Source organism: Streptomyces sp. GbtcB7 (genome assembly GCF_019091445.1).
GTDB lineage: Bacteria > Actinomycetota > Actinomycetes > Streptomycetales > Streptomycetaceae > Streptomyces > Streptomyces mirabilis.
This window is the reverse complement of sequence record NZ_JAGXJM010000009.1, coordinates 140745-163615: the sequence shown is the minus strand read 5'-3', so window position 1 is coordinate 163615 and position 22871 is coordinate 140745. Positions and strand designations below refer to the sequence as shown.

The 22871-nt window shown below is 71.0% G+C and carries 18 protein-coding genes and 1 pseudogene; 4 read left to right on the top strand and 15 right to left on the bottom strand.

Going from position 1 to position 22871, the window contains the following annotated elements:
- Positions 1 to 9 precede the first annotated feature (9 nt).
- From glgC to KVT44_RS17140, 3 genes are all read right to left on the bottom strand, one after another.
- A complete protein-coding gene (gene glgC / locus KVT44_RS17150; RefSeq protein ID WP_075030245.1) occupies positions 10 to 1230 on the bottom strand; it encodes a glucose-1-phosphate adenylyltransferase in 1221 nt (406 codons plus the stop codon).
- Positions 1231 to 1311: 81 nt separating this feature from the next.
- Positions 1312 to 2463, bottom strand: coding sequence for a glycogen synthase (gene glgA / locus KVT44_RS17145; RefSeq protein WP_217567677.1), 1152 nt, complete (start codon positions 2461 to 2463; stop codon positions 1312 to 1314).
- An 81-nt stretch (positions 2464 to 2544) separates the two neighbouring features.
- On the bottom strand, positions 2545 to 3306 hold the full coding sequence (locus KVT44_RS17140) for a (2Fe-2S)-binding protein (protein WP_217567676.1): 762 nt from the start codon (positions 3304 to 3306) through the stop codon (positions 2545 to 2547).
- Positions 3307 to 3516: 210 nt separating this feature from the next.
- Between KVT44_RS17140 and KVT44_RS17135 the strand changes: the two genes are divergently transcribed.
- Positions 3517 to 5007 (top strand): DMT family transporter, encoded by a 1491-nt coding sequence (locus KVT44_RS17135; protein ID WP_217567675.1) that lies wholly within the window; start codon positions 3517 to 3519, stop codon positions 5005 to 5007.
- Here KVT44_RS17135 and KVT44_RS17130 read toward each other — a convergent pair.
- Complete coding sequence (locus KVT44_RS17130; protein ID WP_217567674.1) at positions 4997 to 6253, bottom strand: transglycosylase family protein; 1257 nt, start codon at positions 6251 to 6253, stop codon at positions 4997 to 4999. The two genes, KVT44_RS17135 and KVT44_RS17130, sit on opposite strands and share 11 nt — an antisense overlap.
- Before the next feature lie 272 nt (positions 6254 to 6525).
- Here KVT44_RS17130 and gndA point away from each other — a divergent pair, with 272 nt between their 5' ends.
- On the top strand, positions 6526 to 7965 hold the full coding sequence (gene gndA / locus KVT44_RS17125) for an NADP-dependent phosphogluconate dehydrogenase (protein WP_217567673.1): 1440 nt from the start codon (positions 6526 to 6528) through the stop codon (positions 7963 to 7965).
- A 605-nt stretch (positions 7966 to 8570) separates the two neighbouring features.
- On the opposite strand, the gene KVT44_RS17120 is transcribed toward gndA, so the two are convergent.
- The 9 genes from KVT44_RS17120 to KVT44_RS17080 all read right to left on the bottom strand — a co-directional run bounded on the left by KVT44_RS17120 (position 8571) and on the right by KVT44_RS17080 (position 17036).
- Positions 8571 to 9218, bottom strand: coding sequence for an aspartate/glutamate racemase family protein (locus KVT44_RS17120; RefSeq protein WP_217567672.1), 648 nt, complete (start codon positions 9216 to 9218; stop codon positions 8571 to 8573).
- Positions 9218 to 9562: a GNAT family N-acetyltransferase gene (locus tag KVT44_RS17115; protein ID WP_190168386.1), complete on the bottom strand. Its 345-nt coding sequence runs from the start codon at positions 9560 to 9562 to the stop codon at positions 9218 to 9220. The genes KVT44_RS17120 and KVT44_RS17115 overlap by 1 nt, the downstream gene beginning before the upstream one ends.
- Before the next feature lie 60 nt (positions 9563 to 9622).
- Complete coding sequence (gene panD, locus KVT44_RS17110; protein WP_067360967.1) at positions 9623 to 10042, bottom strand: aspartate 1-decarboxylase; 420 nt, start codon at positions 10040 to 10042, stop codon at positions 9623 to 9625.
- A 244-nt stretch (positions 10043 to 10286) separates the two neighbouring features.
- Positions 10287 to 11435, bottom strand: coding sequence for a VWA domain-containing protein (locus KVT44_RS17105; RefSeq protein ID WP_217567671.1), 1149 nt, complete (start codon positions 11433 to 11435; stop codon positions 10287 to 10289).
- On the bottom strand, positions 11428 to 12336 hold the full coding sequence (locus KVT44_RS17100; protein ID WP_217567670.1) for a MoxR family ATPase: 909 nt from the start codon (positions 12334 to 12336) through the stop codon (positions 11428 to 11430). The genes KVT44_RS17105 and KVT44_RS17100 overlap by 8 nt, the downstream gene beginning before the upstream one ends.
- Positions 12329 to 13255, bottom strand: a complete 927-nt coding sequence (locus tag KVT44_RS17095) for an XdhC family protein (protein WP_217567669.1) — start codon at positions 13253 to 13255, stop codon at positions 12329 to 12331. The genes KVT44_RS17100 and KVT44_RS17095 overlap by 8 nt, the downstream gene beginning before the upstream one ends.
- Positions 13256 to 13265: 10 nt before the next feature.
- The gene (locus KVT44_RS17090; protein WP_217567668.1) at positions 13266 to 15638 is read right to left on the bottom strand and encodes an aerobic carbon-monoxide dehydrogenase large subunit; all 2373 of its coding nucleotides are present in this window, start codon (positions 15636 to 15638) and stop codon (positions 13266 to 13268) included.
- Complete coding sequence (locus KVT44_RS17085) at positions 15635 to 16162, bottom strand: (2Fe-2S)-binding protein (RefSeq protein WP_217567667.1); 528 nt, start codon at positions 16160 to 16162, stop codon at positions 15635 to 15637. The genes KVT44_RS17090 and KVT44_RS17085 overlap by 4 nt, the downstream gene beginning before the upstream one ends.
- 1 nt (position 16163) lies before the next feature.
- The gene (locus KVT44_RS17080; protein ID WP_060897855.1) at positions 16164 to 17036 is read right to left on the bottom strand and encodes a xanthine dehydrogenase family protein subunit M; all 873 of its coding nucleotides are present in this window, start codon (positions 17034 to 17036) and stop codon (positions 16164 to 16166) included.
- A 116-nt stretch (positions 17037 to 17152) separates the two neighbouring features.
- Between KVT44_RS17080 and KVT44_RS17075 the strand changes: the two genes are divergently transcribed.
- On the top strand, positions 17153 to 18109 hold the full coding sequence (locus KVT44_RS17075) for a LysR family transcriptional regulator (protein WP_217567666.1): 957 nt from the start codon (positions 17153 to 17155) through the stop codon (positions 18107 to 18109).
- A gap of 989 nt (positions 18110 to 19098) precedes the next feature.
- Here KVT44_RS17075 and KVT44_RS17070 read toward each other — a convergent pair.
- Positions 19099 to 21087, bottom strand: a complete 1989-nt coding sequence (locus KVT44_RS17070; RefSeq protein ID WP_217567665.1) for a WD40 repeat domain-containing protein — start codon at positions 21085 to 21087, stop codon at positions 19099 to 19101.
- 384 nt (positions 21088 to 21471) lie between these two features.
- Between KVT44_RS17070 and KVT44_RS17065 the strand changes: the two genes are divergently transcribed.
- Positions 21472 to 22146 (top strand): DUF6585 family protein, encoded by a 675-nt coding sequence (locus KVT44_RS17065; RefSeq protein WP_217567758.1) that lies wholly within the window; start codon positions 21472 to 21474, stop codon positions 22144 to 22146.
- Between the two features lie 135 nt (positions 22147 to 22281).
- Here KVT44_RS17065 and KVT44_RS17060 read toward each other — a convergent pair.
- A pseudogene (locus KVT44_RS17060) lies at positions 22282 to 22630 on the bottom strand (transposase); the annotation flags it as partial.
- Positions 22631 to 22871 lie beyond the last annotated feature (241 nt).

The following is a 22871-nucleotide window of genomic DNA, read 5'->3' as shown; positions in this document are numbered from 1 at the left end:
GGGTGGCCGCTACGGCACGATCCGGCCCTTGCCCAGCGCGATCACCCCGCCCTTGGAGACCGTGTAGAGATCCGCGTCCCGCTCGGGGTTGACGCCGATCGTCGCGCCCGGCGGCACCTCGACGTTCTTGTCGAGAACCGCGCCGCGCACCACCGCGCCCCGCCCTATGTGGACGTTGTCGTGCAGGATCGAGCCCTGGACGACGGCTCCCGGGTCGACCACGACACCCGGCGAGAGCACGGACCGCGTGACCTGGCCCCGGATCAGACAGCCCGCGCTGACGATCGACTCGCTCGCGATGCCCCCGGCGTTGAATCTCGCCGGGGAGAGCTGTCCGGAACTGGTGTAGATGGGCCAGCTGCGGTTGTAGAGGTTGAAGGCGGGGCGTTCGGCGATCAGGTCCATGTGGGCGTCGTAGTAGGCGTCGAGGGTGCCCACGTCACGCCAGTAGCCCTGGTCGCGGGTGGTCTCGCCGGGCACGTGGTTGTCGCTGAAGTCGTAGAGCTGCGCCTCGCCGCGGTCGGTGAGCATGGGCAGAATCGATCCGCCCATGTCGTGCACCGAGTGCACGTCCTCGGCGTCCCGCTGGAGCGCCTCCACCAGAGCCTTGGTGGTGAAGATGTAGTTGCCCATCGAGGCGAAGACGCACTCGGGGTCGTCGGGCAGGCCCGGCGGGTCGGCGGGCTTCTCCAGGAAGCCCTCCACGGTCTGCCCGTCGGAGCCGGGGCTGATGACCCCGAAGGAGGACGACTCGGCGCGCGGCACCCGTATCCCGGCGACGGTCACACCCGCGCCGCCCTCGATGTGCTGGGCGAGCATCTGCCGGGGGTCCATGCGGTAGACGTGGTCGGCGCCGAACACCGCGATGTAGTCGGGCCGTTCGTCGTGCACGAGGTTGAGGGACTGCAGGATCGCGTCCGCGCTGCCCAGATACCAGCGCGGTCCGAGCCGCTGCTGGGCCGGGACCGGTGTGACGTAGTTGCCGAGCAGGCTCGACATCCGCCAGGTCGTCGTCACATGGCGGTCCAGGGAGTGCGACTTGTACTGCGTCAGGACGCAGATGCGCAGGATGTCGGCGTTGACGAGATTGGAGAGTACGAAGTCCACCAGGCGGTACGTCCCGCCGAAGGTGACCGCGGGTTTCGCGCGGTCCGCGGTGAGGGGCATGAGCCGTTTGCCCTCTCCACCCGCAAGTACGATTCCCAGTACCGAAGGTCCACCGCGCCGCATGCCGCCGCCCCTCTGAGCCCGGTCGAGCCGCGCCCGCTGTGCCGGGCCGGCCCCGTTGCTTGAACTGCACCTGTCCGATGGTTACCCCGGTTTGAGGACTTCCTCGTAAAGCTGGACGGTCCGCCGGGCCACCGCGTCCCATCCGAACTCCCGCACCGCGCGCTCCCGTCCGGCCTCACCCATCCGCCGGGCGGCCCGGGGGTCGGCGAGCACGGAGTCGAGGGCGAGCGCCAGCCCCGCCTCGAAGTTCTCCTCGACCGGCACCAGGACACCCGTCACGCCGTCCTCGACCACCTCGGGTATCCCTCCGACCCGCGACGCCACCACGGCCGTTCCACAGGCCATCGCCTCCAGGTTGACGATGCCGAGCGGCTCGTACACCGAGGGGCAGACGAAGACGGCGGCGTGCGTGAGGAGTTGGACGACGTCCGGGCGGGGCAGCATCTGCGGGATCCAGTGCAGGCCCTGGCGTACGGCACTCAGCTCCTGGAAGAGATCACGGAACTCCCGGTCGATCTCGGGGGTGTCGGGGGCGCCCGCGCACAGCACCACCTGCACGGCCGGGTCGATGTCCCGTACCGCGCGCAGCAGGTGGGGCACGCCCTTCTGGCGGGTGATGCGGCCGACGAACAGGACATAGGGGCGGGCGGTGTCGATGCCGATGCGCTCCAGGACGTCCGTGCCATGGTCCGGCCGGTAGAGGGCGGTGTCGATGCCGTTGTGCACGACACGCACCTTGGCCGGGTCCAGGGCGGGGTAGCAGGTGAGGATGTCCTCGCGCATGGCGCCGGAGACGGCGATGACGGCGTCGGCGGCCTCGACGGCGGTGCGCTCGGCCCAGCTGGACAGGGCGTAGCCGCCGCCGAGCTGCTCGGCCTTCCAGGGGCGCAGCGGCTCCAGGGAGTGGGCGGTCATGACGTGCGGGATGCCGTACAGGAGCTTGCCGAAGTGGCCGGCGAGGTTGGCGTACCAGGTGTGCGAGTGGACGAGTTCGCGGCCTTCGAGGGCGGCGGCCATGGCGAGGTCCACGGAGAAGGTGCGCAGCGCGTCGTTGGCGCCGTCGAGCGAGGACCAGGACCGGTGGCGCACGACGCCGCCCGCGGCGCCCTCGCCCCAGCAGTGCACGTCGAGGTCCGTGAGGGTCCGCAACTCCCTGGCGAGGAACTCGACATGGACGCCCGCGCCGCCGTACACGTCCGGCGGGTACTCCCGGGTCAGCAGTCCCACTCGCACGCAGAGCCCCCCGTCGTACCGGATACCGGCTGGTGCCTTTCATGGTCACCCAGAAGGGGCGCTTGGGGAAGACCGCGATGCTCAGCGGCGGCCCGGAGTCCCGCCCCGCGTCTGGCCCGGCGGGCGGTCGAAGCAGCAGTCGCCGCAGAGGCCGCCGCCGGGGAGCCGGTAGTAGAGGCAGCAGCTGCGGCGGCGCAGGGTACGGGGGTCGACGGTCGCGGACAGGTCGGGATGCGTGAACAGGTCGGCGGCGAGGGCGCGGGCCCGATCGGCCACGTCCGTACGGCCGTTGGCCTCGGCCCAGCGGTGCAGTTGGCGCGAGGCACCCGCGAGCGCCGAGCCCGCGTTCCCCCACAACAGGCCCTCCGACATGCGGTGTCGGGTGCGCAGAGCCGCCGCCAGCGGGGCGAGGTGGCCGTTCCGTACGACCTCTCCGATCGCCGCCACCGGCAGGGCGCGTACCTCGGACAGCCACAGGTCGTCCGGAGCGCTGCCGTCCGGATCCCAGCGCAGCAGCCCCGGGTCGAGGTCCGGCAGCTGCCCGTACAGCGCGGCGGCGCCGAGCGAGACCGACCACAGACGGGCCGCGAGGCCCTGCTGCGCCACGGAGACCGCGATCCGGGGCTCGGGTGCCCGCAGACTCGCCGCGACTTTCCGGACCCGAAAATTCAGAGGATCCGACCAGACATCTCTGGGATCATCATCTCGGGGAGACGCGTACGCCTGTGCGAGCGTCGGCAGCGGGGCACGCGGCGATACGCCGGTGCGTAGTACGAAGAAGCCGCCGAGCGAGCCGAGCGCCGCGAGTTCCGGGTCGAGGTCCACGAACAGCAGTAGTACCAAGCCCCCTAGGGGTTCTCACCGGAGGGTCTCCCTCTCATGTCGCCCACCCAGGGGAGGACATGGGGCGAGTCGTACTCCATCGGCAGTACTACTCATTGCCTGCTCAGGTACGACGACGTGAACGGATGCGCGAGGCATCGTAGTGGGTATGAAGGCCGATCGTTCGCCGCGCCGGGCACAGCGCCCCCGCCGCACGCAGAGGAGGGACTCATGAGCGCGCTCGCGCTGTCCGTCCTGCTCTCGTTCGTCTCCGCCGTTGCGTACGCGGGCGGCGCGATCGTCCAGGAGCAGGTCGCGCTGACCTCTCCCGACCGGACGTACGCGCCGTTGCGCCGCCCCGGCTGGTGGGCGGCGGTCGCCCTGAGCGGCGTCGGCGGGGTGCTGCACGTGGTGGCGCTCGCCTACGGCCCGCTGAGCCTGGTGCAGCCGCTGGGCGCGCTGACCATCGTGTTCGCGCTCCCCATGGCGGCCGTCTTCGTCGGCCGCAAGGCCGGGGCGACCGCCTGGCGTGGCGCGATCATGGCCACGGTGGGCCTCGCGGTCCTGCTCGCCCTGGTCGGCTCGGCCGACTCGCAGTCCCTGAGTGACACCCAGATCACGGTGCTGGCCGTGGTGTCGGGCGGCGCGGTGGCGGCCTTCATGGTGGCGGGTCGCGCCGCGCACCGGCACCCGGCCGTGCGCAGCGTGATGCTCGCGGTGGGGTCCGGCATTGCCTTCAGCATGTCCTCGGTGTTCACCAAGACCGTCGCGGTGGACTGGTCGCACCAGGTCTCGCTCTCCGACCTGCCGAGCCTCGCCCTCATAGGCGTCTTCGCGACAGCCGGGATGCTGCTGTCGCAGGCCTCCTACCGGGGCGGCGGTCTCGCGGCGCCGCTGGCCACGCTGACGGTCGTCAACCCCGTCGTGGCGGCCGCCGTCGGCATCACGATGTTCGGCGAGACCTTCCGCTACGGCGAGACGGGCACCGTGCTCGCGCTGGCCTGCGGAGTCGTGGCGGCGGGCGGTCTGATCCTGCTCACGACCGAGCAGATCGGCAGTGCCCGGAACACCGCGGAGGTCGCCGCACCCGCCGCCGCGGAGACCGAGCCCGCGCCGGAAGCGGCCACGTCGGACTCCGCGTTGGAGGCACTGCTGCTCGCCGCGCTGCCCGCGCAGTCCACGGGACCGGGCCACGAGGACGCGCCGACCACGGGCCACGGGGAGGCGTTCAACGCGGGGTTCGGGGAGGCGTTCGACGCAGGGCTCGGGGAGGCGTTCGACGCCAAGCTCGGAGACAAGTTCGACGCGGGGCTCGGAGAGGCGTTCGACGTCGGGCTCGGGAACGGACTCGGAGCCGGGCTCGCAAACGGATTCGACGCCGGGCTCGGAAGCGGACTCGGCGCGGGGCTCGGGGAGGCGTTCGACGTCGGGCTCGGGAACGGACTCGGCGCGGGGCTCGGGGAGGCGTTCGATGCCGGGCTCGGGAACGGACTCGGCGCGGGGCTCGGAGACGGGTTCGGCGTAGACCGCGGCGAGGACGTCTTCGTACCGGCTCCGGCGATGGTGGGGGCCGCGGAGAGCGCGCCCGACCCGGCCGACTCACCCGAGTCGGCCGAGGAGGACGCGCCGCCCGCGCTGGCCTATTTCGGCCCCCTGTGCGGGCCCTACGTAGTGGCGACGCCTCTGCTGGACCACCACCACCGCACGCGCGTCAAATCCTGACGCCGCCCGCCCTCAGGTAGGCGACCGGGTCGATGTCCGTGCCGAAACCGGGCCCCGTCCGCACCTCGAAGTGCAGATGCGGGCCCGTGCTGTTGCCGGTGGAACCGGAGCGGCCGATGCGCTGGCCGCCCACCACGCTCTGCCCGTCCTTCACCGAGATCGCCGAGAGATGGGCGTACTGGGTGTAGCGGCCGTCGGCGTGCCGGATCACCACCTGGTAGCCGAACGAGCCGCCCCAGCCCGCGCTGACGACCTGCCCCGCGGCGACCGCCTTCACGGAGGTGCCGGTGGGCACCGGGAAGTCGACGCCCGTGTGGTAGCCCTTCGACCAGGAAGCACCGGCGGCGCGGTAGGGCGTGCCGGTCGCGGCGTGCACGGGGGCGACGAGCGTGTCGGTCTTCTTGGCGGTGTCCGAGGACGTCTTGTGCGAGGAGGTCTGGTGCGGGGACGTCTGGTGCGGGGACGTCTGGTGCGGGGACGTCTTGTGCGTGGACGGCTTGTGCGTGGACGGCTTGTCGGGGGTCTTCTGCTTCTTCGACGCGGACGAGGGGCTCTCGGTGTGCGCCGGGGTATGGCCCTTGCCCCGCAGGTTCAGCCGCTGGCCCGGGAGGATCAGGTCCGGGTCGGAGCCGACGGTGCTGCGGTTCGCGTCGTACAACCGCTGCCAACCGCCCTGGACGTGGCGGGATCCCGCGATGCCGGAGAGCGTGTCGCCGTGGACGACGGTGTACATCTCGGCGGTGCCGGCCCGCGACTGGGGTGTGGTCTGCGGCTGGACGTCGCGCACGGAGCGCTTGGTGGTCTGGGGCGAGGTACCGGACCTGGTGCCGGTCCGCTCGGCGGCCGGGGTGATGTCGGGGGTGTCCCCGCCCCGCGTGAGACCGGCGCGCACCGAGCAGACCGGCCAGGCACCGGGTCCCTGGCCCTTGAGCACCTTCTCGGCGATGGCGATCTGCTGGTCCTTGGTGGCCTGATCCGCGCGCGGGGCGTAGACCTGCCCCCCGTACGCCTCCCAGGTGGACTGGGTGAACTGCAGCCCGCCGTAGTAACCGTTGCCGGTGTTGATGCTCCAGTTGTCGGTGGACTCGCAGGCGGCGACCTTGTTCCAGGTGTCCACGTCGGCCGCGTGCGCGACGCCGGTGCCGATCAGCGGGAGTGCCATTCCGGCGCCGCCCGCCGTGACGGTGAGTGAGGCGCGGTTGATCCTGTTCGGCTGATACCGGCGGTGCCGGCCGCGTACGGCCATGTGGGAGCCCCCTCGACATGCGTCAGGAGCGGCAAAAGTAAGTGCTGCGAACAGGCCATGACAAGAGCGCAATCGGCCGTGCTGTGCGCCCCGGGCGCCGCTCCCTCGCTCAGGAAGGCAGCGGGTCGTTCTTCTGCGTACACGTCTCCGACACGTCAGGATGGCCGGAGGAGTACTGATGAACGGGAACGCCAGGATCACCGGCAGCGGCGATACCGACCGATACCGACCAATACCAGGACCTCTTACCGGATCTCTTAGGAGCCAACCGTATGAGCAACTCAGCCCAGATCGGCGTCACGGGTCTCGCGGTCATGGGGCGCAATCTCGCCCGTAACTTCGCCCGCAACGGCTACACGGTCGCCTTGCACAACAGGACCGCGGCCCGGACGCACGCGCTGGTGGAGGAATTCGGCCACGAGGGCGACTTCGTGTCGACGGAGACCGCGAAGGAGTTCGTCGAGGCGCTGGAGCGGCCGCGACGCCTGATGATCATGGTGAAGGCCGGTGAGCCGACCGACGCGGTGATCCAGGAGTTCGCCCCGCTCCTTGAGCCCGGCGACATGATCATCGACGGTGGCAACGCGCACTTCGAGGACACCCGCCGCCGGGAGCGCGACCTGCGGGGCCAGGGCATCCACTTCGTCGGCACGGGCGTGTCCGGTGGCGAGGAGGGCGCGCTGAACGGGCCGAGCATCATGCCGGGCGGCTCGAAGGAGTCGTACGCGTCGCTCGGTCCGATGCTGGAGAAGATCTCCGCGAAGGCGCCGGACGGCTCTCCCTGCGTGACCCACTGCGGTCCCGACGGCGCCGGGCACTTCGTGAAGATGGTGCACAACGGCATCGAGTACGCCGACATGCAGCTGATCGGCGAGGCCTACCAACTGCTGCGCGATGTCGCCGGGTACTCCCCCGCGCAGATCGCCGACATCTTCCGCACCTGGAACACCGGCCGGCTCGACTCCTACCTGATCGAGATCACGGCGGAGGTCCTGTCGCACGTGGACGCGGCGACGGGCAAGCCGTTCGTGGACGTGGTCCAGGACCGCGCGGAGCAGAAGGGCACGGGCCGCTGGACCGTGCAGATCGCGCTGGACCTGGGCGTTCCGGTGTCCGGCATCGCGGAGGCGGTCTTCGCCCGCTCGCTGTCCGGGCACGCCGATCTGCGCGCCGCCTCCCGGGAGCTCGCGGGCCCCAAGGCGAAGCCGCTCGGGGACTCCGAGGCGGGGGCCTTCGCGGACCGGGTGGAGCAGGCGCTGTACGCGTCGAAGATCGTGTCCTACACGCAGGGCTTCCACGAGATCAGCGCGGGCAGCGACCAGTACGACTGGGACATCGACCTCGGCGCCGTCTCCGCGATCTGGCGCGGCGGCTGCATCATCCGGGCGGCGTTCCTGGACCGGATCCGCGCCGCATACGACGCCCGGCCCGATCTGCCGAGCCTGCTGTCCGACGAGACGTTCGCGCAGGAGATCGCGGCGGCGCAGGACGACTGGCGTGAGGTCCTGGTGGCCGCCACCCGCCAGGGCGTGCCCGCACCCGGATTCTCCGCGGCCCTCGCCTACTACGACGCGCTGCGCGCCGACCGGCTGCCCGCCGCCCTGACGCAGGGGCAGCGGGACTTCTTCGGGGCGCACACCTACCGGCGCGTCGACCGGGAGGGCTCGTTCCACACGCTGTGGGGCGGCGACCGGTCGGAGGTCGAGGCGTAGGCAGACGTAGGGGTACCAGGCGTACGGGTACCTGATGTACGGGTACACGGCGTGCGGGTATTCCGCGCCACCGAGGCCGTCACATCCCTGGAACCCGGGGCGTGACGGCCTCTGTCGTTCACCCGTTCACCCGTTCACCCGTTCGCCCGGCTGTTCACGTGAGCGGGGGTCCCGGTTCGGGGTTCGGTACCGGCTCGGGGCCCGGCGGCACCGGGCCCGGGCTGGGCGGCACCGGGCCGGGGCTCGGCGGGGTCGGCTCGGGCCCCGGCGGCTTCGGCACCGGGGTCGGCGGAGGGGTGGGCTTCGGTGGGGGGTGAGGGCCCGGCTCCGGGGTCGGGTCCGGGAAGGGGTGGGGGTCCGGGAAGGGCTGCGGGCGGTCGGGGCCCGGCCCGGGCGTGGGACCCGGTTGCACCGGATCGGGGTTCGGATGCGTCATGGCGTCCTCCAGCCAGTCGATACGTCGACCCTGGACTTGTCCCACGCGTACCCGGCCACCGCTCCCCCAGTCACCCCGTCGCGCAGGGCGTGCGGACCAGTTGGACCAGACGGACCCGGCCGGTCCACCGGTGGCGCGCCCACCCATGGCGCATCTACCCGTGGAGCGTCTACCCATGGCGCACCGCGTCCGCGCCGGCCGCGAGCCCCGGGCGGGGGCTGGACAGTACCGGGACCGCGGTCGTGGTCAGCCGCTGGGCCGGGGTCATGGACGCCTGGGCGAGGACGATCGCGTCGGCGTCGGTGACCGAGTCGGCGGCCGTCGCCACGCTGCGGACGTACCCGTCGGTGTCGCCCGCCTCGAAACGGGCCCAGGCCCCGTCGACCAGCAGCGTACGGACCTGTACGGAGCGCCCGGCGGCGCGGGCCTCCTCCTCGACGAGGGCGACCGTCGGCTCCAAGGTGCTCTCCGACGTCGCGACGACCACCACACGGGGGCCCGTGGCGACCGCGGCGGCGGCCATCGGACGGTCCACCCGGAGCACGGGTACCCCGGCGCCCGCCTCCTCGGCGACGGCGCCGATGGTCGAGCAGGTGCACAGCACGGCACGCGCCCCGTCGGCGACGGCCCGGTCGAGGGCCGCCCGCACCTCGCCGGCCACCGCGGCCGGGCCCTCGCGCCGGGCCCGGGCCAACAGTTCCTCGTCCACCGTGTGCCGCAGTTCCAGCCCTTGGTGGTCCTCGTCGCGCAACGCGTCGAAGACGGGGATGTGCAGGGGCGAGGTGTGCAGCAGGGCGAGCGGACCCGATCGGTTCATCAGAAGCGCCCGGGGTGTGTCTCGAGCCACTCCATCGCCGCCGCGAGCAGCTCCGGGTCGGCCGCCGGAGCCTCCTCGGGGTGGCGCGCCGCCCACTTCACGACGTACGGGCACAGGGGCGCGACCACGATGCCCTCGCGCGCGGCGATGCCGTACAGCTCACGGGCGAGGGAACCCGCGATGCCCTTCCCCTCGTGCTCGGGTTCCACGATGGTGTGCACGGGGACGAGGGCGCGCGCGGGGGCCTCGAGGACGAAGTACTCGATGTGGCCGACCACTTCGTCCCCGGCGATCGCCTCGAGGCGGCCACCCGCACGGTCGTCGCGGATCTCTATGTCGCTCATGGGCAACTCCTCGCGTCCTGAGGTCATCTGCTCGCTCAGCCGCTGCCCCGGGCCCGGGGTTCAGACGGTGACCGCCTGCGGGCTGCGCTCCTGGTCCGAGCCCGGCACCGGTTCGGACGGATCGGCACCGAGGGCCACGATCCGGTTGTCGTGGTCCACGTGCACGACCCTCGGCCGCAGTGCCCGCGCCTCGGCGTCGGAGACCTGAGCGTAACTGATGATGATCACCAGATCTCCGGGATGCACGAGATGGGCCGCCGCTCCGTTGATCCCGACGACCCCGGAACCGCGCTCGCCCTCGATGACGTACGTCTCCAGGCGGGCGCCGTTGGTGATGTCGACGATGTGCACGAGCTCACCCGGCAGCAGATCCGCGGCGTCGAGCAGGTCGGCGTCGATCGTGACGGATCCGACGTAGTGCAGGTCGGCCTGGGTGACGGTGGCACGGTGGATCTTGGACTTGAATAGAGTACGCAGCATTTGGGTGCTCCTGCTGTTCGGCTCCCTGCCTGCTTGTGCAGGTCAAGGGCGGTTTTCACTCTACAACGGCTGGCTGCCCACTGATTTCCCGCCTGCTGTTCAGGTATCGACACCGACCGAATACTGCTCCGCTCCGCCCTCGGGGTCGACAGGCGGAACCAGGGTACGGAACGGCACACCGGAGCGCACTGAGAGCCCCGTCACTGAGCATGAACTGACGAAGGTTCAGAGGGTGGCGCCTGGGTCATCGGCGGCGGCGCGGGGCGGACAGCACAGCGGTGAAGTCGCCCAGGGCCGCGAGGTTGTGGGCGCTGACGACGGCGTCGCAGTAGGGCAGTGCCGCGGCCATGCCGCCCACGAGCGGACGGTAGCGCGGGCTCGCCGTGCGCGGGTTGACCCATACGACGCGGTAGGCGACCCGGGACAGCCGCGCCATGTGGGTGGCGAGGTCGGCGGGCGCTCCGGTGTCCCAGCCGTCGGAGATGATGGCGACCACGGCGCCGTGCGCCATGCCGCGCCGGCCGAACCGCTCGTTGAACTCCGCCAGGCAGTCCGCTATCCGGGTACCCCCGGACCAGTCCGGGGCCACCCGTCCGGCCCGTGCCAGGGCGTCGTCCGGCCCGGCCCGCCGGAGGACGGGCGTGAGGCGTGTGAGCCGGGTGGCGAAGGTGAAGACCTCGGCGTGAGTGGCGCGGGCGGCACAGTAGAGCAGTTGGAGCATCGCGCGGGCATAGGGCTCCATCGATCCGGAGATGTCGCAGAGCACGATGAGGTCGCGGGGGCGGGCGCGGGGCACGAAGCGGCGTAGCCGCAGCGGGTATCCGCCGGTGCGCCGGCTGACGGAGAGGGTGCGGCGCACGTCGATGCGCGCACCGTGGTGCGCGGTGCGGCGCCGGCGGGACGGCCGGGTCGGGGTGCGAAGCACGAGGGTGCGCATCACCTCGGAGAGCCGCGCCAGTTCCTCGGCGGACAGGTCCGCGAAGTCGCGGCCCGCGAGACGGTCGAGCGGGCTGGCGGCGAGAGGTACGGGAGCCTTCCGCGGCTGTGCGTCGGCATCCCGGTCTTGTCCTTCGGCGGTGTCCTTCCGGGTGCCGGGGACGCGGCCGGGAACGGTGTTCGGGAGCGTTCGGGGCGGGTCGCCGGGTTGCCCGCGCTGTGCTCCGCGGTAGGCCGGGCCGCCGAAGACCTCGCGGAAGACCGCGTCGAACGGCTCGATCTGCTCCGGGTCGGACACCAGGGTGGCGAGCGCGCAGTGCCGCAGCTCGCGCGTCGTCGACGGTGCCAGCAGGGTGAGCGCCCGGGCGAAGCTCCGGGTGCGGTCGGGGCCCACCGCGATCCCCGCGTCGTGCAGGGCGGCGGTGAACGAGGCTGTCAGTTCCGGCAGGTCAGGCATCGGTGCCGGCCTCCGCGTCGATCAGCTCCGCCAGGCCGGCCCGGCGCACGGCCTCCAGGTCCTCGGCGTACTTGAGTACCGCCCCCAGGGTCCGGTCGGCGGCGTCGGCGTCGAACACGGAGAGCCCCAACGTGTGCAGCGCGCCCGCCCAGTCGATCGCTTCGGCGATGCCGGGCGGCTTGGTGAGTCCCTGCCGAGCGCGCAGGCGCGCCACCCCGATCGCCACGCGCGCGGCCAGCCACTCGGCCGACTCCGGCACCCGCCTGCGGATGATCGCGGCGACCCGTGCGGTGTCCGGGTAGTCGATCCAGTGATAGAGACAGCGGCGTTTGAGCGCGTCGTGCAGATCCCGGGTGCGGTTGGACGTCAGTACGGCCACCGGCGGTACCGCGGCCGTCCGGGTGCCGAGTTCGGGAATGGTGACCGCGGCGTCTGCGAGCAGTTCCAGCAGGAACGCCTCGAACTCGTCGTCGGCGCGGTCCACTTCGTCGATGAGCAGCACCGCCGGCCGCGGTCCCGGGTGGCAGATCGCGGCGAGCAGGGGCCGTGGCAGCAGGTAGTCCTCGGCGAACAGGTCGGCGTCCCGCAGGGGCTCCCCGCGGGACTCGGCCAGCCGGATGGCCAGCAGTTGCCGTGGATAGTTCCACTCGTAGAGGGCCTCGGCCGAGGACAGTCCCTCGTAGCACTGCAGCCGGATCAGCGGCGTGTCGAGCACGGCGGCGAGGGCACGGGCCGCCTCGGTCTTGCCGACGCCGGGTTCGCCCTCCAGCAGGATCGGCTGCCGCATCCGCACGGCCAGCAGCAGCGCTGTGGCCAGGGCGTCGTCGGCCAGGTAGCCGACCGTGTCCAGACGCGACCGCAGGGCGGGGACATCGGGTACGAGGGGGTCGAGGTCAGGCATGTGCGTACCGGGAGGGGTCGTCGGCGAAGGCGTGCTGGCACCCCGGCCCGCAGAAGTACACCGTGCTGCCGGCCCGGTCCAGTGAGAGGGTGGCGGGCGTGATCACCACGGTCATGCCGCACACGGGATCCACGCCCTCGGCCACGGCCTGCGGCGCGGCGGAGTCGGCTCCGGGGCGCGCGGCCCGGGCCGCCTGCGGCCGCAAGGCGATGATCTCGGCGTACACCGACAGCGCGATCTCCGCCGGGGTCCGTGCGCCGATGTCCAGGCCGGCCGGGGTGTGGATGCGCGCGCGTTGTTCCTCGGTGAGATCCAGTGCGGTGAGCACCGCCGCGCCGCGCTTCGGGCTGGCCACGAGCCCGATGTACGGGACCCCCGCGCGGGCGGCCTCGATCAGTACGGTCTCCTCGTCGCGGCCGTGCGTGGCGATGACGACGACGTGCAGATCGGGCGGCAGCGGCTCCCCGGGCGAGGCCGGCCGGGCGTCGAGGCCGAGCACACGACCGACGTCGAGCAGAGCGCGGGCGATGGGGGCGTGTCCGTAGACGTACGTCAGCGCCGGAGGGAGGTTGGCCTCCAGGAAGATGTCGAGCGTCCCTCCCGACAGGCAGGGATTGGCCACCGTGACCAGGCCTTCGCCCGGCTCCTGCGCGCCTTCGGCTCCGCTGTCCGCTGCGGGCGTGATCCTCAGCAGCAGCGATTCGCCGGTCTCCAGCACCCGCAGGCCCTGCAGTTGCACCGTCGTCTCGGCGCATGTGCCGCCCACGAAGCCCTCGACGGTGCCGTCGGGCAGCACCAACGCGCTGTCCCCGGGCTTGGCACTCGTGGGCCGTTCCGCGTGGACGACGGTGGCCAGGACGAACGGGGTCCGGCCGTGCCGGAGCACGTCCGCGCGGGTCAGCAGTTCGGTGTTCGTCATCGCGGGGGCCTCAGGTGATCGCCAGGTCGGTGCGCAGCGGCCGGCCCTGGGCGGCCCGCCACACCGCGGCGGGCGTCAGCGGCATGTCGACATGGCGCACGCCGAGCGGCTTCAGCGCGTCGACCACGGCGTTGACCACCGCGGCGGGCGAGCCCACCGTGGCGGACTCGCCGACGCCCTTGGCTCCGATGGGGTGGTGCGGGGAGGGGGTGACGGTCTCGCCGAGCTCCCAGGACGGGCACTCGACCGAGGTGGGCAGGAGATAGTCCATGAACGACCCGCCGAGGCAGTTGCCGTCCTCGTCGAAGGCGATCACCTGCATCAGCGCCATGCCGACGCCGTCGGCGAGTCCGCCGTGTACCTGCCCCTCGACGATCATGGGGTTGATCCGGTTGCCGCAGTCGTCCACGGCGATGAACCGGCGGACCTTCACCTGGCCGGTGTCCGCGTCCACATCGGTGACACAAATGTATGCGCCGAAGGGGAAGGTGAGGTTCGGCGGGTTGTAGACGCAGGTCGCGTCCAAGTGGCCCTCGACGCCCTCCGGGAGTTCCAGGTTGGAGTGCGCGGCGAGCGCGATCTCGGTCATGGTCCTGCCCTGGTCGGGGTCGCCCGTGACGAACCAGCGGCCCTTCTCCCATTCCAGGTCGTCCGGGCTCACTTCGAGCATCGCGGAGGCGACGATCTTCGCGCGTTCGCGCACCTTGCGGGCGACCATCGCGGCTGCTGCTCCGGACACCGGTGTCGAGCGGGATCCGTAGGTGCCGAGCCCGAACGGGGTCTGGTCGGTGTCGCCGTGCACCACCTCGACGTCGTCGGGCGGGATGCCCAGTTCCTCGGCGACGATCTGCGCGAAGGTCGTCTCGTGGCCCTGCCCCTGGGTCTGTACGGAGATCCGCAGGACAGCCTTGCCGGTCGGGTGAACGCGCAGTTCGGCGCCGTCGGCCATGCCGAGACCGAGGATGTCCATGTGCTTGCGCGGGCCGGCGCCGACGGCCTCGGTGAAGAAGCTGACCCCGATGCCCATCAGCTCGCCGCGCTCGCGTTTTTCGGCCTGCTCCCGGCGCAGGTCCTCGTAGTGCGCGATGTCCATGGCCAGCCGCAGGGCGCGCGGGTAGTCGCCGGAGTCGTACTCCCATCCCGTCTGTGTCTTGTACGGGAACTGCCCCGGCCGCAGCAGGTTGCGCATCCGCAGCTCGGCCGGGTCCGTGCCGAGCCTGTCCGCGAGCACGTCGACCATCCGCTCGACCAGGTACACGGCTTCGGTGACACGGAACGAGCAGGCGTAGGCGACGCCGCCGGGGGCCTTGTCGGTGTAGACGCCGGTCACGGTGCAGTGGGCGGCAGCAAGGTCGTACGAGCCGGTGAAGACGCCGAAGAAGCCGGCCGGGAACTGGGTCGGCTGTGCGGTGGCGTTGAACGCGCCGTGATCGGCGATGACGTGGACGCGCAGGCCCAGGATCTTCCCGTCCTTCGTCGCCGCGATCTCGCCGTGCATGTGGTAGTCGCGGGCGAAGGAGGTGCTCATCAGGTTCTCCGAGCGGTCCTCCACCCACTTCACCGGCTTGCCGGTGACGATCGAGCCGACGACCGCGCACACGTAGCCGGGGTAGATGCCGACCTTGTTGCCGAAGCCGCCCCCGATGTCCGGGGAGATGATCCGGATCTTGTGCTCCGGGATGCCGGCCACCATCGCGTAGATCGTACGGTGGGCGTGCGGGGCCTGGGTGGTGGACCACACCGTCAGCTTCCCGGTGATGGCGTCCATGTCGGCCACGGTGCCACAGGTCTCCAGCGGCGCCGGGTGCACCCGCGGGTAGAGCATGTCCTGCTCCACCACGACGTCGGCGGCCGCGAAGACCTCGTCGGTTCGCTCCTTGTCGCCCGCCGACCAGTCGAAGATGTGGTTGTCGCTCTGATGCTCCTTGTCGTCGCGGATCACCGGAGCATCCGGGTCGAGCGCCCGGCGGGCGTCGACGACCGGCGGCAGTGGTTCGTACTCCACGTCGATCAGCTCGAGGGCGTCCCGGGCGGCGTACCGGTCCTCGGCGACGACGAAGGCGACCTCCTGGCCCTGGAAGCGCACCTTGTCGGTGGCGAGCACCGCCTGCGTGTCGTACGAGAGCGTGGGCATCCAGGCCAGCCCGAGACCGGCCAGGGTCTCCCCGGTGATCACGGCCTTGACCTTCGGGTGCGCCTCGGCGGCGCTGGTGTCGACGGACACGATCCGGGCGTGTGCCAGTGGGCTGCGCAGGATCGCGCCGTACAGCATCCCGGGCAGCCGTACGTCGTCGACGTAGGTCCCGTGGCCGCGGACGAACCGCGCGTCCTCCTTGCGGGGCATCCGTCCGAAGCCGACCGGCCGTTCCTCGGTGGTCGTCATGCCCGCACCTCCTCGCGGCCGGGCGCCGGCTCGGTGTCCGCGGCTGCGTCCGCAGTCTGCGCCCCACCGCCGTGCTCGGCGGCCCAGCGGATGGAGCGCACGATGTTCTCGTAACCGGTGCAGCGGCACATCTGTCCGGAGATCGCCTCGCGGATGTCTTCCTCTGACGGATCCGCGTTGTGGTCGAGCAGCCAGCGTGCCGTCATCATCATCCCCGGCGTGCAGAAGCCGCACTGCAGCCCGTGGCAGGCGATGAATCCCTGTTGCACCGGGTCGAGTTCGGCCCCGTGCGCCAGGCCCTCGACAGTCCTCACCTCGTGGCCGTCGGCCATCACCGCGAGCACGGTGCACGACTTGACCGGCATTCCGTCCAGCCATACGGCGCACACCCCGCAGTTGGAGGTGTCGCAGCCCCAGTGGGTGCCGGTGAGTCCGAGTTCGTCACGCAGGAAGTGCACAAGCAGCAGCCTGGGTTCCACGTCCCTCGTGTACTGCTCGCCGTTCACGGTCACCGTGATCCGCATGTCACGCCTCCTGCCCCTGGGCACGCGCGGCGGCGGCGCGCAGCGCCCGCGTGGTGAGCTCCCCGGCCAGATGCCGCTTGTAGTCGACCGGGCCGCGCTGGTCGGCCGTCGGCCTGCACTCCTGCGCGGCGATCCGGCCCGCCTCGGCGAAGCCCTCGTCGTCCGGCCGTCCGCCGCGCAGGAAGTCCTCCGCCTGCTCGGCCACGAACCGTCGGGCACCCACCGCGGTCAGTCCGATCCCTGCCTCGGTGATGACCCCGTCGGAGATCTCCAGCACCGCTCCAGCGGCGACGACCGCCCAGTCGCCCACCCTGCGCTCGACCTTGCGGTAGGCGCTGGCGTGCGAACGGATGGGCACTCGGATCTCCACCAAGAGCTCCGCTTCGTTCAGCGCGGTCTCGTACGGCCCGAGGAAGAACTCCCTGATCCCGATGGTGCGCCTGCCTCCCGGGCCCTGGGCGACCAGGGTCGCCCGCAGTGCCGAGAACGCCGCGGACAGGTCCTCCGAGGGATCGGCCTGGCACAGCGAGCCGCCCACGGTGCCCCGGTTGCGGACGAGCGGATCGGCGATGACCCGTTCCGCGTCCCTCAGGATGGGGAAGTGTTCGCCGACAACCGGCGAGGCGAGCAGCTCCGCGTGGCGGACCATCGCTCCGACGGCCAGGTCGTGCCCGTCCACCCGGATCAACGCCAGCTCGCCGAGGCCGTTGATGTCGATCAGGGCTTCGGGCTGGGCCAGCCGCAGCTTCATCATCGGCAGCAGGCTGTGTCCGCCCGCCACCACCCGGGCCTCGGGGCCGTACCGTGTGAGCAGCTCGATCGCCTGCTCGAGGCTGGTGGCCCTCTCGTACTGGAATGCAGCCGGAACCTGCATCGGGCCCTCCTCACACGCCGTGCCCGTTGCTGCATTGATGCTGCGCTCCTCCACGCTGGTCGCGCAATGGGTGTATAAGCATTCACTTATCGCCCTAAATGGGAGAAAATCGGATAGTGACCGTTACGCAGCTCAGCACCTTCGTGCTGGTTGCCCGGCTCGGTTCGGTGAGCGCCGCGGCGCGGACTCTGGACGTGAGCGAGTCCGCGGTGTCGCAGGCGCTCACCGCGCTGCGCATCCACTTCGGCGATCCGCTCATCCGGCGCACCGGCGGTGGCGGGATGCGTCTGACGCCCGCCGGGGCGCGGCTGCTGCCGGTCGCGTCGCGGATGGTCGCGCTGAGCGCGGATGCCGAGGCTGCGGTGCGGGCGGCACGAGGTGCGCCCGACGAACTGCGGGTCGTCGCCACGAGCACGCTGGCCGAGTTCGTACTCCCGTCGCTCGTGGAGGCCTTCGCCTCTCGCTCGGGACACAGGACCGAGACCTCGTTCGGGGTGGCCTCCGGCAACGAGATACGCGTACTGGTGGAGAATCGGCTGGCCGACGTCGCGCTCGGGCCGTGCCTTGGCGCCGCCCGCAGGGGCGAACTGGTCAGCGAGCCGCTGTTCCGCACCCAGTTGGTCGTGGTGATCGGCGCCAGGTCGCCGCGGCCGCCCGGTCCGCCGTCGCAGTGGTCGTGGCTGGTCGATTCCTCCGGGACCGATCCGGACGCCGACTCCGGGCGGCTGCTACGTCGGCTCGGAGTGGCCGAAGGACACGTGTGGGTGTTCCCCAACCAGGCCGCGACCTGGGCGGCCGCCACCGAGGGCGCGGGGGTGGCACCGGCGTCGGCCCATCTGGTGTCGCCCCGCATCCGGCGTGACGAGCTTCGCATACTGGAAACCCCGGCCACGCCGTCGGACGCCACGTGGCACGCCACCGTCCTGCAACCCGAACATCGCTCCCCGGCCACCGACGCGTTCCTGCACTTCCTGCACACGCCCGCGGCGACCCGCATCATGCGCGCGCCCGGCACGGGCGTCCCGCCCGCCCGGTTCCGGCCCCCGGTGTACGTCACGCTCTGGGGCGCGTGAGAGAGCAGGCTCCCCCCATCCCCGTAGCGGCGTGCACGGCTTGTGTTCGGTGAGCGTGAGCGTGAGAGCGATGACGGAAGCCCGACGGCCTGGGTGTGCTGTTCGGACAAGTGCGTCCCTGAACCGCATCGTGTACGGGTATGGGCTACGGGTCGGCTTGGCACAGCCGCAGTCCTTGAAGAAGGACGCCATGCCGCGGGCGGGCTGTCTGTCGAAAGCAAGCGGGGACACCGCTGCGACGCATGCTGACCTCTTGCTGGCCCGAACGGGCACCGCCATGCCCCTGACCTGCGCAAACGTCCAAATACTAGATCTTGGACTTGAATGCTGTACGAAACACGTAGAAACTCCCGATTCGCCTGCTCCCTGCCTGCCTGCGCAGGTCAAGGGCGTTGTCCGGGGACTACATGGACTCGCACGTCCGGTCAGCTGTCGCCGGGTGTTTGAGGACTCACACTGACCTGTTGCAGACCATTCTGACGCCGTGCCAGCCGCACGAACACGCGCGTCACGGGATCTCGGCGCGCTTCCCTTTCCAGTCGACCTCGAAAGTGGATCCGCTTGTACACCTGGGCGCATACCCGACCACATCACCCCTTCAGGCAGATTCTCGTCACATGAATAGGCATTTCTGTCCAATAGCCTCTGAGTAGCCTCTGGGTGGAACAACCGACACACGAACCGAGGGATCAGCGGTGGGTCAGGACCGCAATGTCCGAGCCGAAACCGACCATCAGCCGCCCGTCCGGCGCTACCGCCAGTCGTCAACCGGCGTTGGCGGGGCCGCCATTTCTCCGCGTATCCCGCGAACCGAATCGCGTACGGGTGTGGGCAACGGGTCGGTCCGGCGCAGCCGCAGTCCAGGGGCGCGGCTGCGGATTGGTGCGTGTCGGGCCACGGCCCGTCCGCCGGTCCGGGCCTGCGGAGCCGGTGGCCGGGACCGTCGCGCAGGGTGTACGTACTGACCCCGGAGCGCGGCTTTGCACGTTTCAGCCGGCGAGGGCGACGACGCCAAGACCGTCGGTACATCCGACGATCAGGTTCGACCCGACGCCGGCCAGGGCCGTGATCGGTCGCTCCACAAGACGGGAGCCCACCCATCGGCAGGTCAGGGGATCCCATAGCTCGATCGCGCCCCGCCTGGCGACGGCCAGCAGGGGGTGCCCGCCGCAGGGGGCGATCGCGGCCATCGGCCCGCCGGTGAGTTCGCCCACGAGTTGACGGCTGTCGGTGTCCCAGATGCGGACCGAGTCGTCGAAGTCTCGAACTGCCAGGAGAGTCCGGTCGTCCGCCAAGGGCAGCGCCGCGAGGTTCTTCACGTGCCTGTGGTTTTCGAAGGGGGCGCCGACCGGTAGACCCGTGGCCGGGTCCCACAGCCGGACCGCCTTCTTGCCGCCCCGGGCGGGGGTGGCTTCGCTGCTTGCCAGGAGAGTGCGTCCGTCCGGCATCGGAACGCAGGCCAGTGTCAGCGGTGGTCGGTCGGGCCGGTTGAAAATTTCACTCGCGGTTTCGCAGGTCTCGGGGTCGCGAAGACGGATGATGCCCGAGTGACTACCGGTGGCCATGAGTATCCGTCCGTCGGGCGACGCGATCGGCACCATGGTGCGGATCGCGCTGGTGCGGCCGGGCGGCAGCGAACCGACCGGCTCGCCCGTCGCCAGATCCCATGACTGGAGGGCGCCGCTCCTGTGGCCGGTGACGAGAACGGTGCGCCCGTCCGGCAGGGGCGCGGCCGCCATCGTCGTGAGGACATCCGTATCGCCGGTGTGAAGCTGCCCGGCGGCTTCGCCGGTGCGCAGGTCCCACAGCCAGACAGTGGTGTCGCTGCGGGTGGCGAGCAACGTTCGCCCGTCGGGGACCGTCACAGGTGCCACAAGGCCGTCCCAGCCGACCTCCCCCGGCTCGGCCGGTGGCTCCACTGTGGTGGGATCCCACAACCAGACCCCACCACTGGGCACTTCTCCCGCGAGCAGTGTGGGGCCGTCCGGCAACGGAACCGCTGCCACTGCGGCGGGGACACGGTTCGTCCCCAGGTCACCGAATCGGCGCCCGGATGCCGGGTCCCACAGTCCCGACCCGATCGACAGCAGTGTCGTCCCGTCGGCCATGGGGACGGGACGCAGCCCGAAACCGGTGATGGGCCCGCCGACCGGAGCACCGGTTGCCACGTCCCACAGCCGCACCGTCTCGTGATCGTCGTCATTGAAGGACAGGGCCAGCAGTCTGCCTCCGTCGGGCAGCGGCACCGCCGCCAGTCCGCTCGGCCAGCCCTCGTTCTCGTGCGGGCACAGCAGTGTCTGAACCAGCTCGCCCGTCACCGGGTCCCACAGGCACACCACGGCGCTTTCCCCGTGACCATGGGCGGTGGCCAGCAGCGTGCGACCGTCAGCGAGCGTCACCGCCGTCATCGCGCTCGGGCCGTCCACACCCGCTGGGGCCCTCAGCGGACCGACGGCCCGCTCGCCTGTGGCCGCGTCCCACAGCCACACCTCCTCCTCGTCGTGGGCGGTGATGGCGAGCAGGCTCCGCCCGTCCGGCGTGGGTACGCCGACCAGATTCGACGCGAATTCCGGGCCTGGCAGCGGCCCACCGACCTGCTCGCCGGTGACCGTGTCCCACAGGTACACCGCATGCCCGTCGTCGTCCTCGTCGTAGTGCGCCGTGGCAAGCCGGGTGTGCCCGCCGGCGAACGGCAGGGCCGCCATCGCCATGACAAGCCCACCCTGCTTCGAGTGCTCGCGCAGGGGGCCACCCACCTGCTCGCCGGCCACCGGGTCCCACAGCCGCACCACGTCGTCTTCTTCGTCATCGCCTGACGTGGCCAGCAGGACGCGATCCTCCCCGACGGGCACGACGACCGCCACACCCAAACCGCCCCTGAATCCACGCAACGTCGCCGAAGGCCGCACCCGGCCCGCCGGCCGTTCCCACACCAGGGTCAGTTCTCGTGGGCCGTGATCCCGAAGAGCATCAGACATGACCGGTACGGTAACCAGCCCCACCAACACCGACCCGATCAACTACCGGTGGTCACGCCGGCGGCCACCACGCTTCGGCACAGTCCATGAGTAACGGCTCAATCCGCGCTCACTGCGCCTTAGTCAACGGCACACCCCGACCAACGAGGCGATGATCTCAGCGAAACGGTCCACCCGCTGACGTCCCGCACGGCCGGGCGGCCATTGGTGTCGGCCGCCAGGTCGGCCGGCAACCGGCGCGGAAGATAGGTAACCGATGTACGTAGATCCACGGTTGTCACGTGTGGACGTGGCTCGGAGGCTCGTCCTCATGACTCTACTCATCTCCGCGTCGCCCTAGGTCGTAGACCTGGCCGCCCGCCATCGGCTGGGGCGCTCCAGGGCGTGTTCGCGCCGAAGCGCCTCCGTCGGGCGGCGTACGCCGCCCATGTCTTCAACTGCCTCATGCTCATGTCGTTGTTCCTGGTCCCCGGGCTGCTGTACTACTGGTTCGCCATGCGCCGCTTCCCCGACCTCAGCCGGAAGCGGGCTGCCCAGCGGCTGCACCTGTTCGAGGAGGGGCTGGTCGTACACCCGCCGTCCGGCGGCGAGCCGGTCGCCCTGCGCTGGGACTCCCTGCGTCTCCAGCAGGAGATCGTCCAGCTGATCATCAACGGCCGCCCCGCGCAGACCAGATACGTGCACTCGGCAAGCGCCCCCGGCCAGGGATCGGCGCGGATCACGGAGTTCTACAAGGATCCCGACGTCTGGGGCCCCTGGATGCAAGACGCGGTGGTGCGCGCGCAGAGAGCGGCTGCGCTGGAGACGCTTCGCGTGGGCGGCACGGTCCCGTTCGGAGCGCTCTCGCTCTCCCGCACGGCCGTGTGCGCCCCCGGGAAGGGCGGCCTGCCCTGGCCGAAGGTCCGGGAGGTCCGTGCCGCGGGCGGCCTGGTCCGCGTCATGACCACCGATTCCTCGGGCGACCCCGTCCTCTGGTCCAACCACCTGGCCAAGCAGATCACGAACCTGCACCTGCTCCTGGCGGTCGCCCACAGCCTGCACGAGCAGTCCGCCGCCTGACGCTCCAGCCGAACTTCTGTATTTTTTGCTGGTCAACGGCCTGGCGGTGGGAGTACAGCGAAGGTCTGGCATGGGTGGGACGGTCTTGCGTCGGCGTGGCACCGAACCACCCGGGCGCGGTGCACCTACCGGAGCCTTGCCGATACGCATCCCGGCGGCGTCGTGGTGGCGCGGGTGGTGGTGGAGCCTACGCTGACCAGGGACAAGCCCGTCTTCACCTGGCGGGCGCCTCGGCGATCACGCCTACCAGCAGTGCGGTGAAGACAGCGGCGTCCCTCCACACCCGGAAGCGGCCGTAGACCGTCGGCCACGGGCCGAACTCGCCGGGCATCTCCCGCCACCGGCTTCTGTTGCGGAACCGCCAGATCACCCCCTCGAACTGCTCCCGCAACCGCCCGGGGCGCGGGCCGAACCCGCCGATCGGCGGGTAGGACTCGATGAACTTCCGCTGTTCTAGAGCACGCGTTCCACGACCGTCAGCCAATCCAGCCACACGCGGGAAGCGCACCGCCTGCCCACGATCGCGGACCCAGAACCGAAACGGGCGCGGAGCGACGACCCACGCCGTCAACGACATGCTGATCAAGGGCAACCGCGGACTGTAATCGGCCCAAAGCCGTCCTACTGGCATCGCCACCAGTAGTAGTGCCGGCGCCGTCACGACGCGCGCAGCCGTCTGCGTCGCGCCTCGCTACTCCCCGGCCGCCGAACCGACACGTGACCCC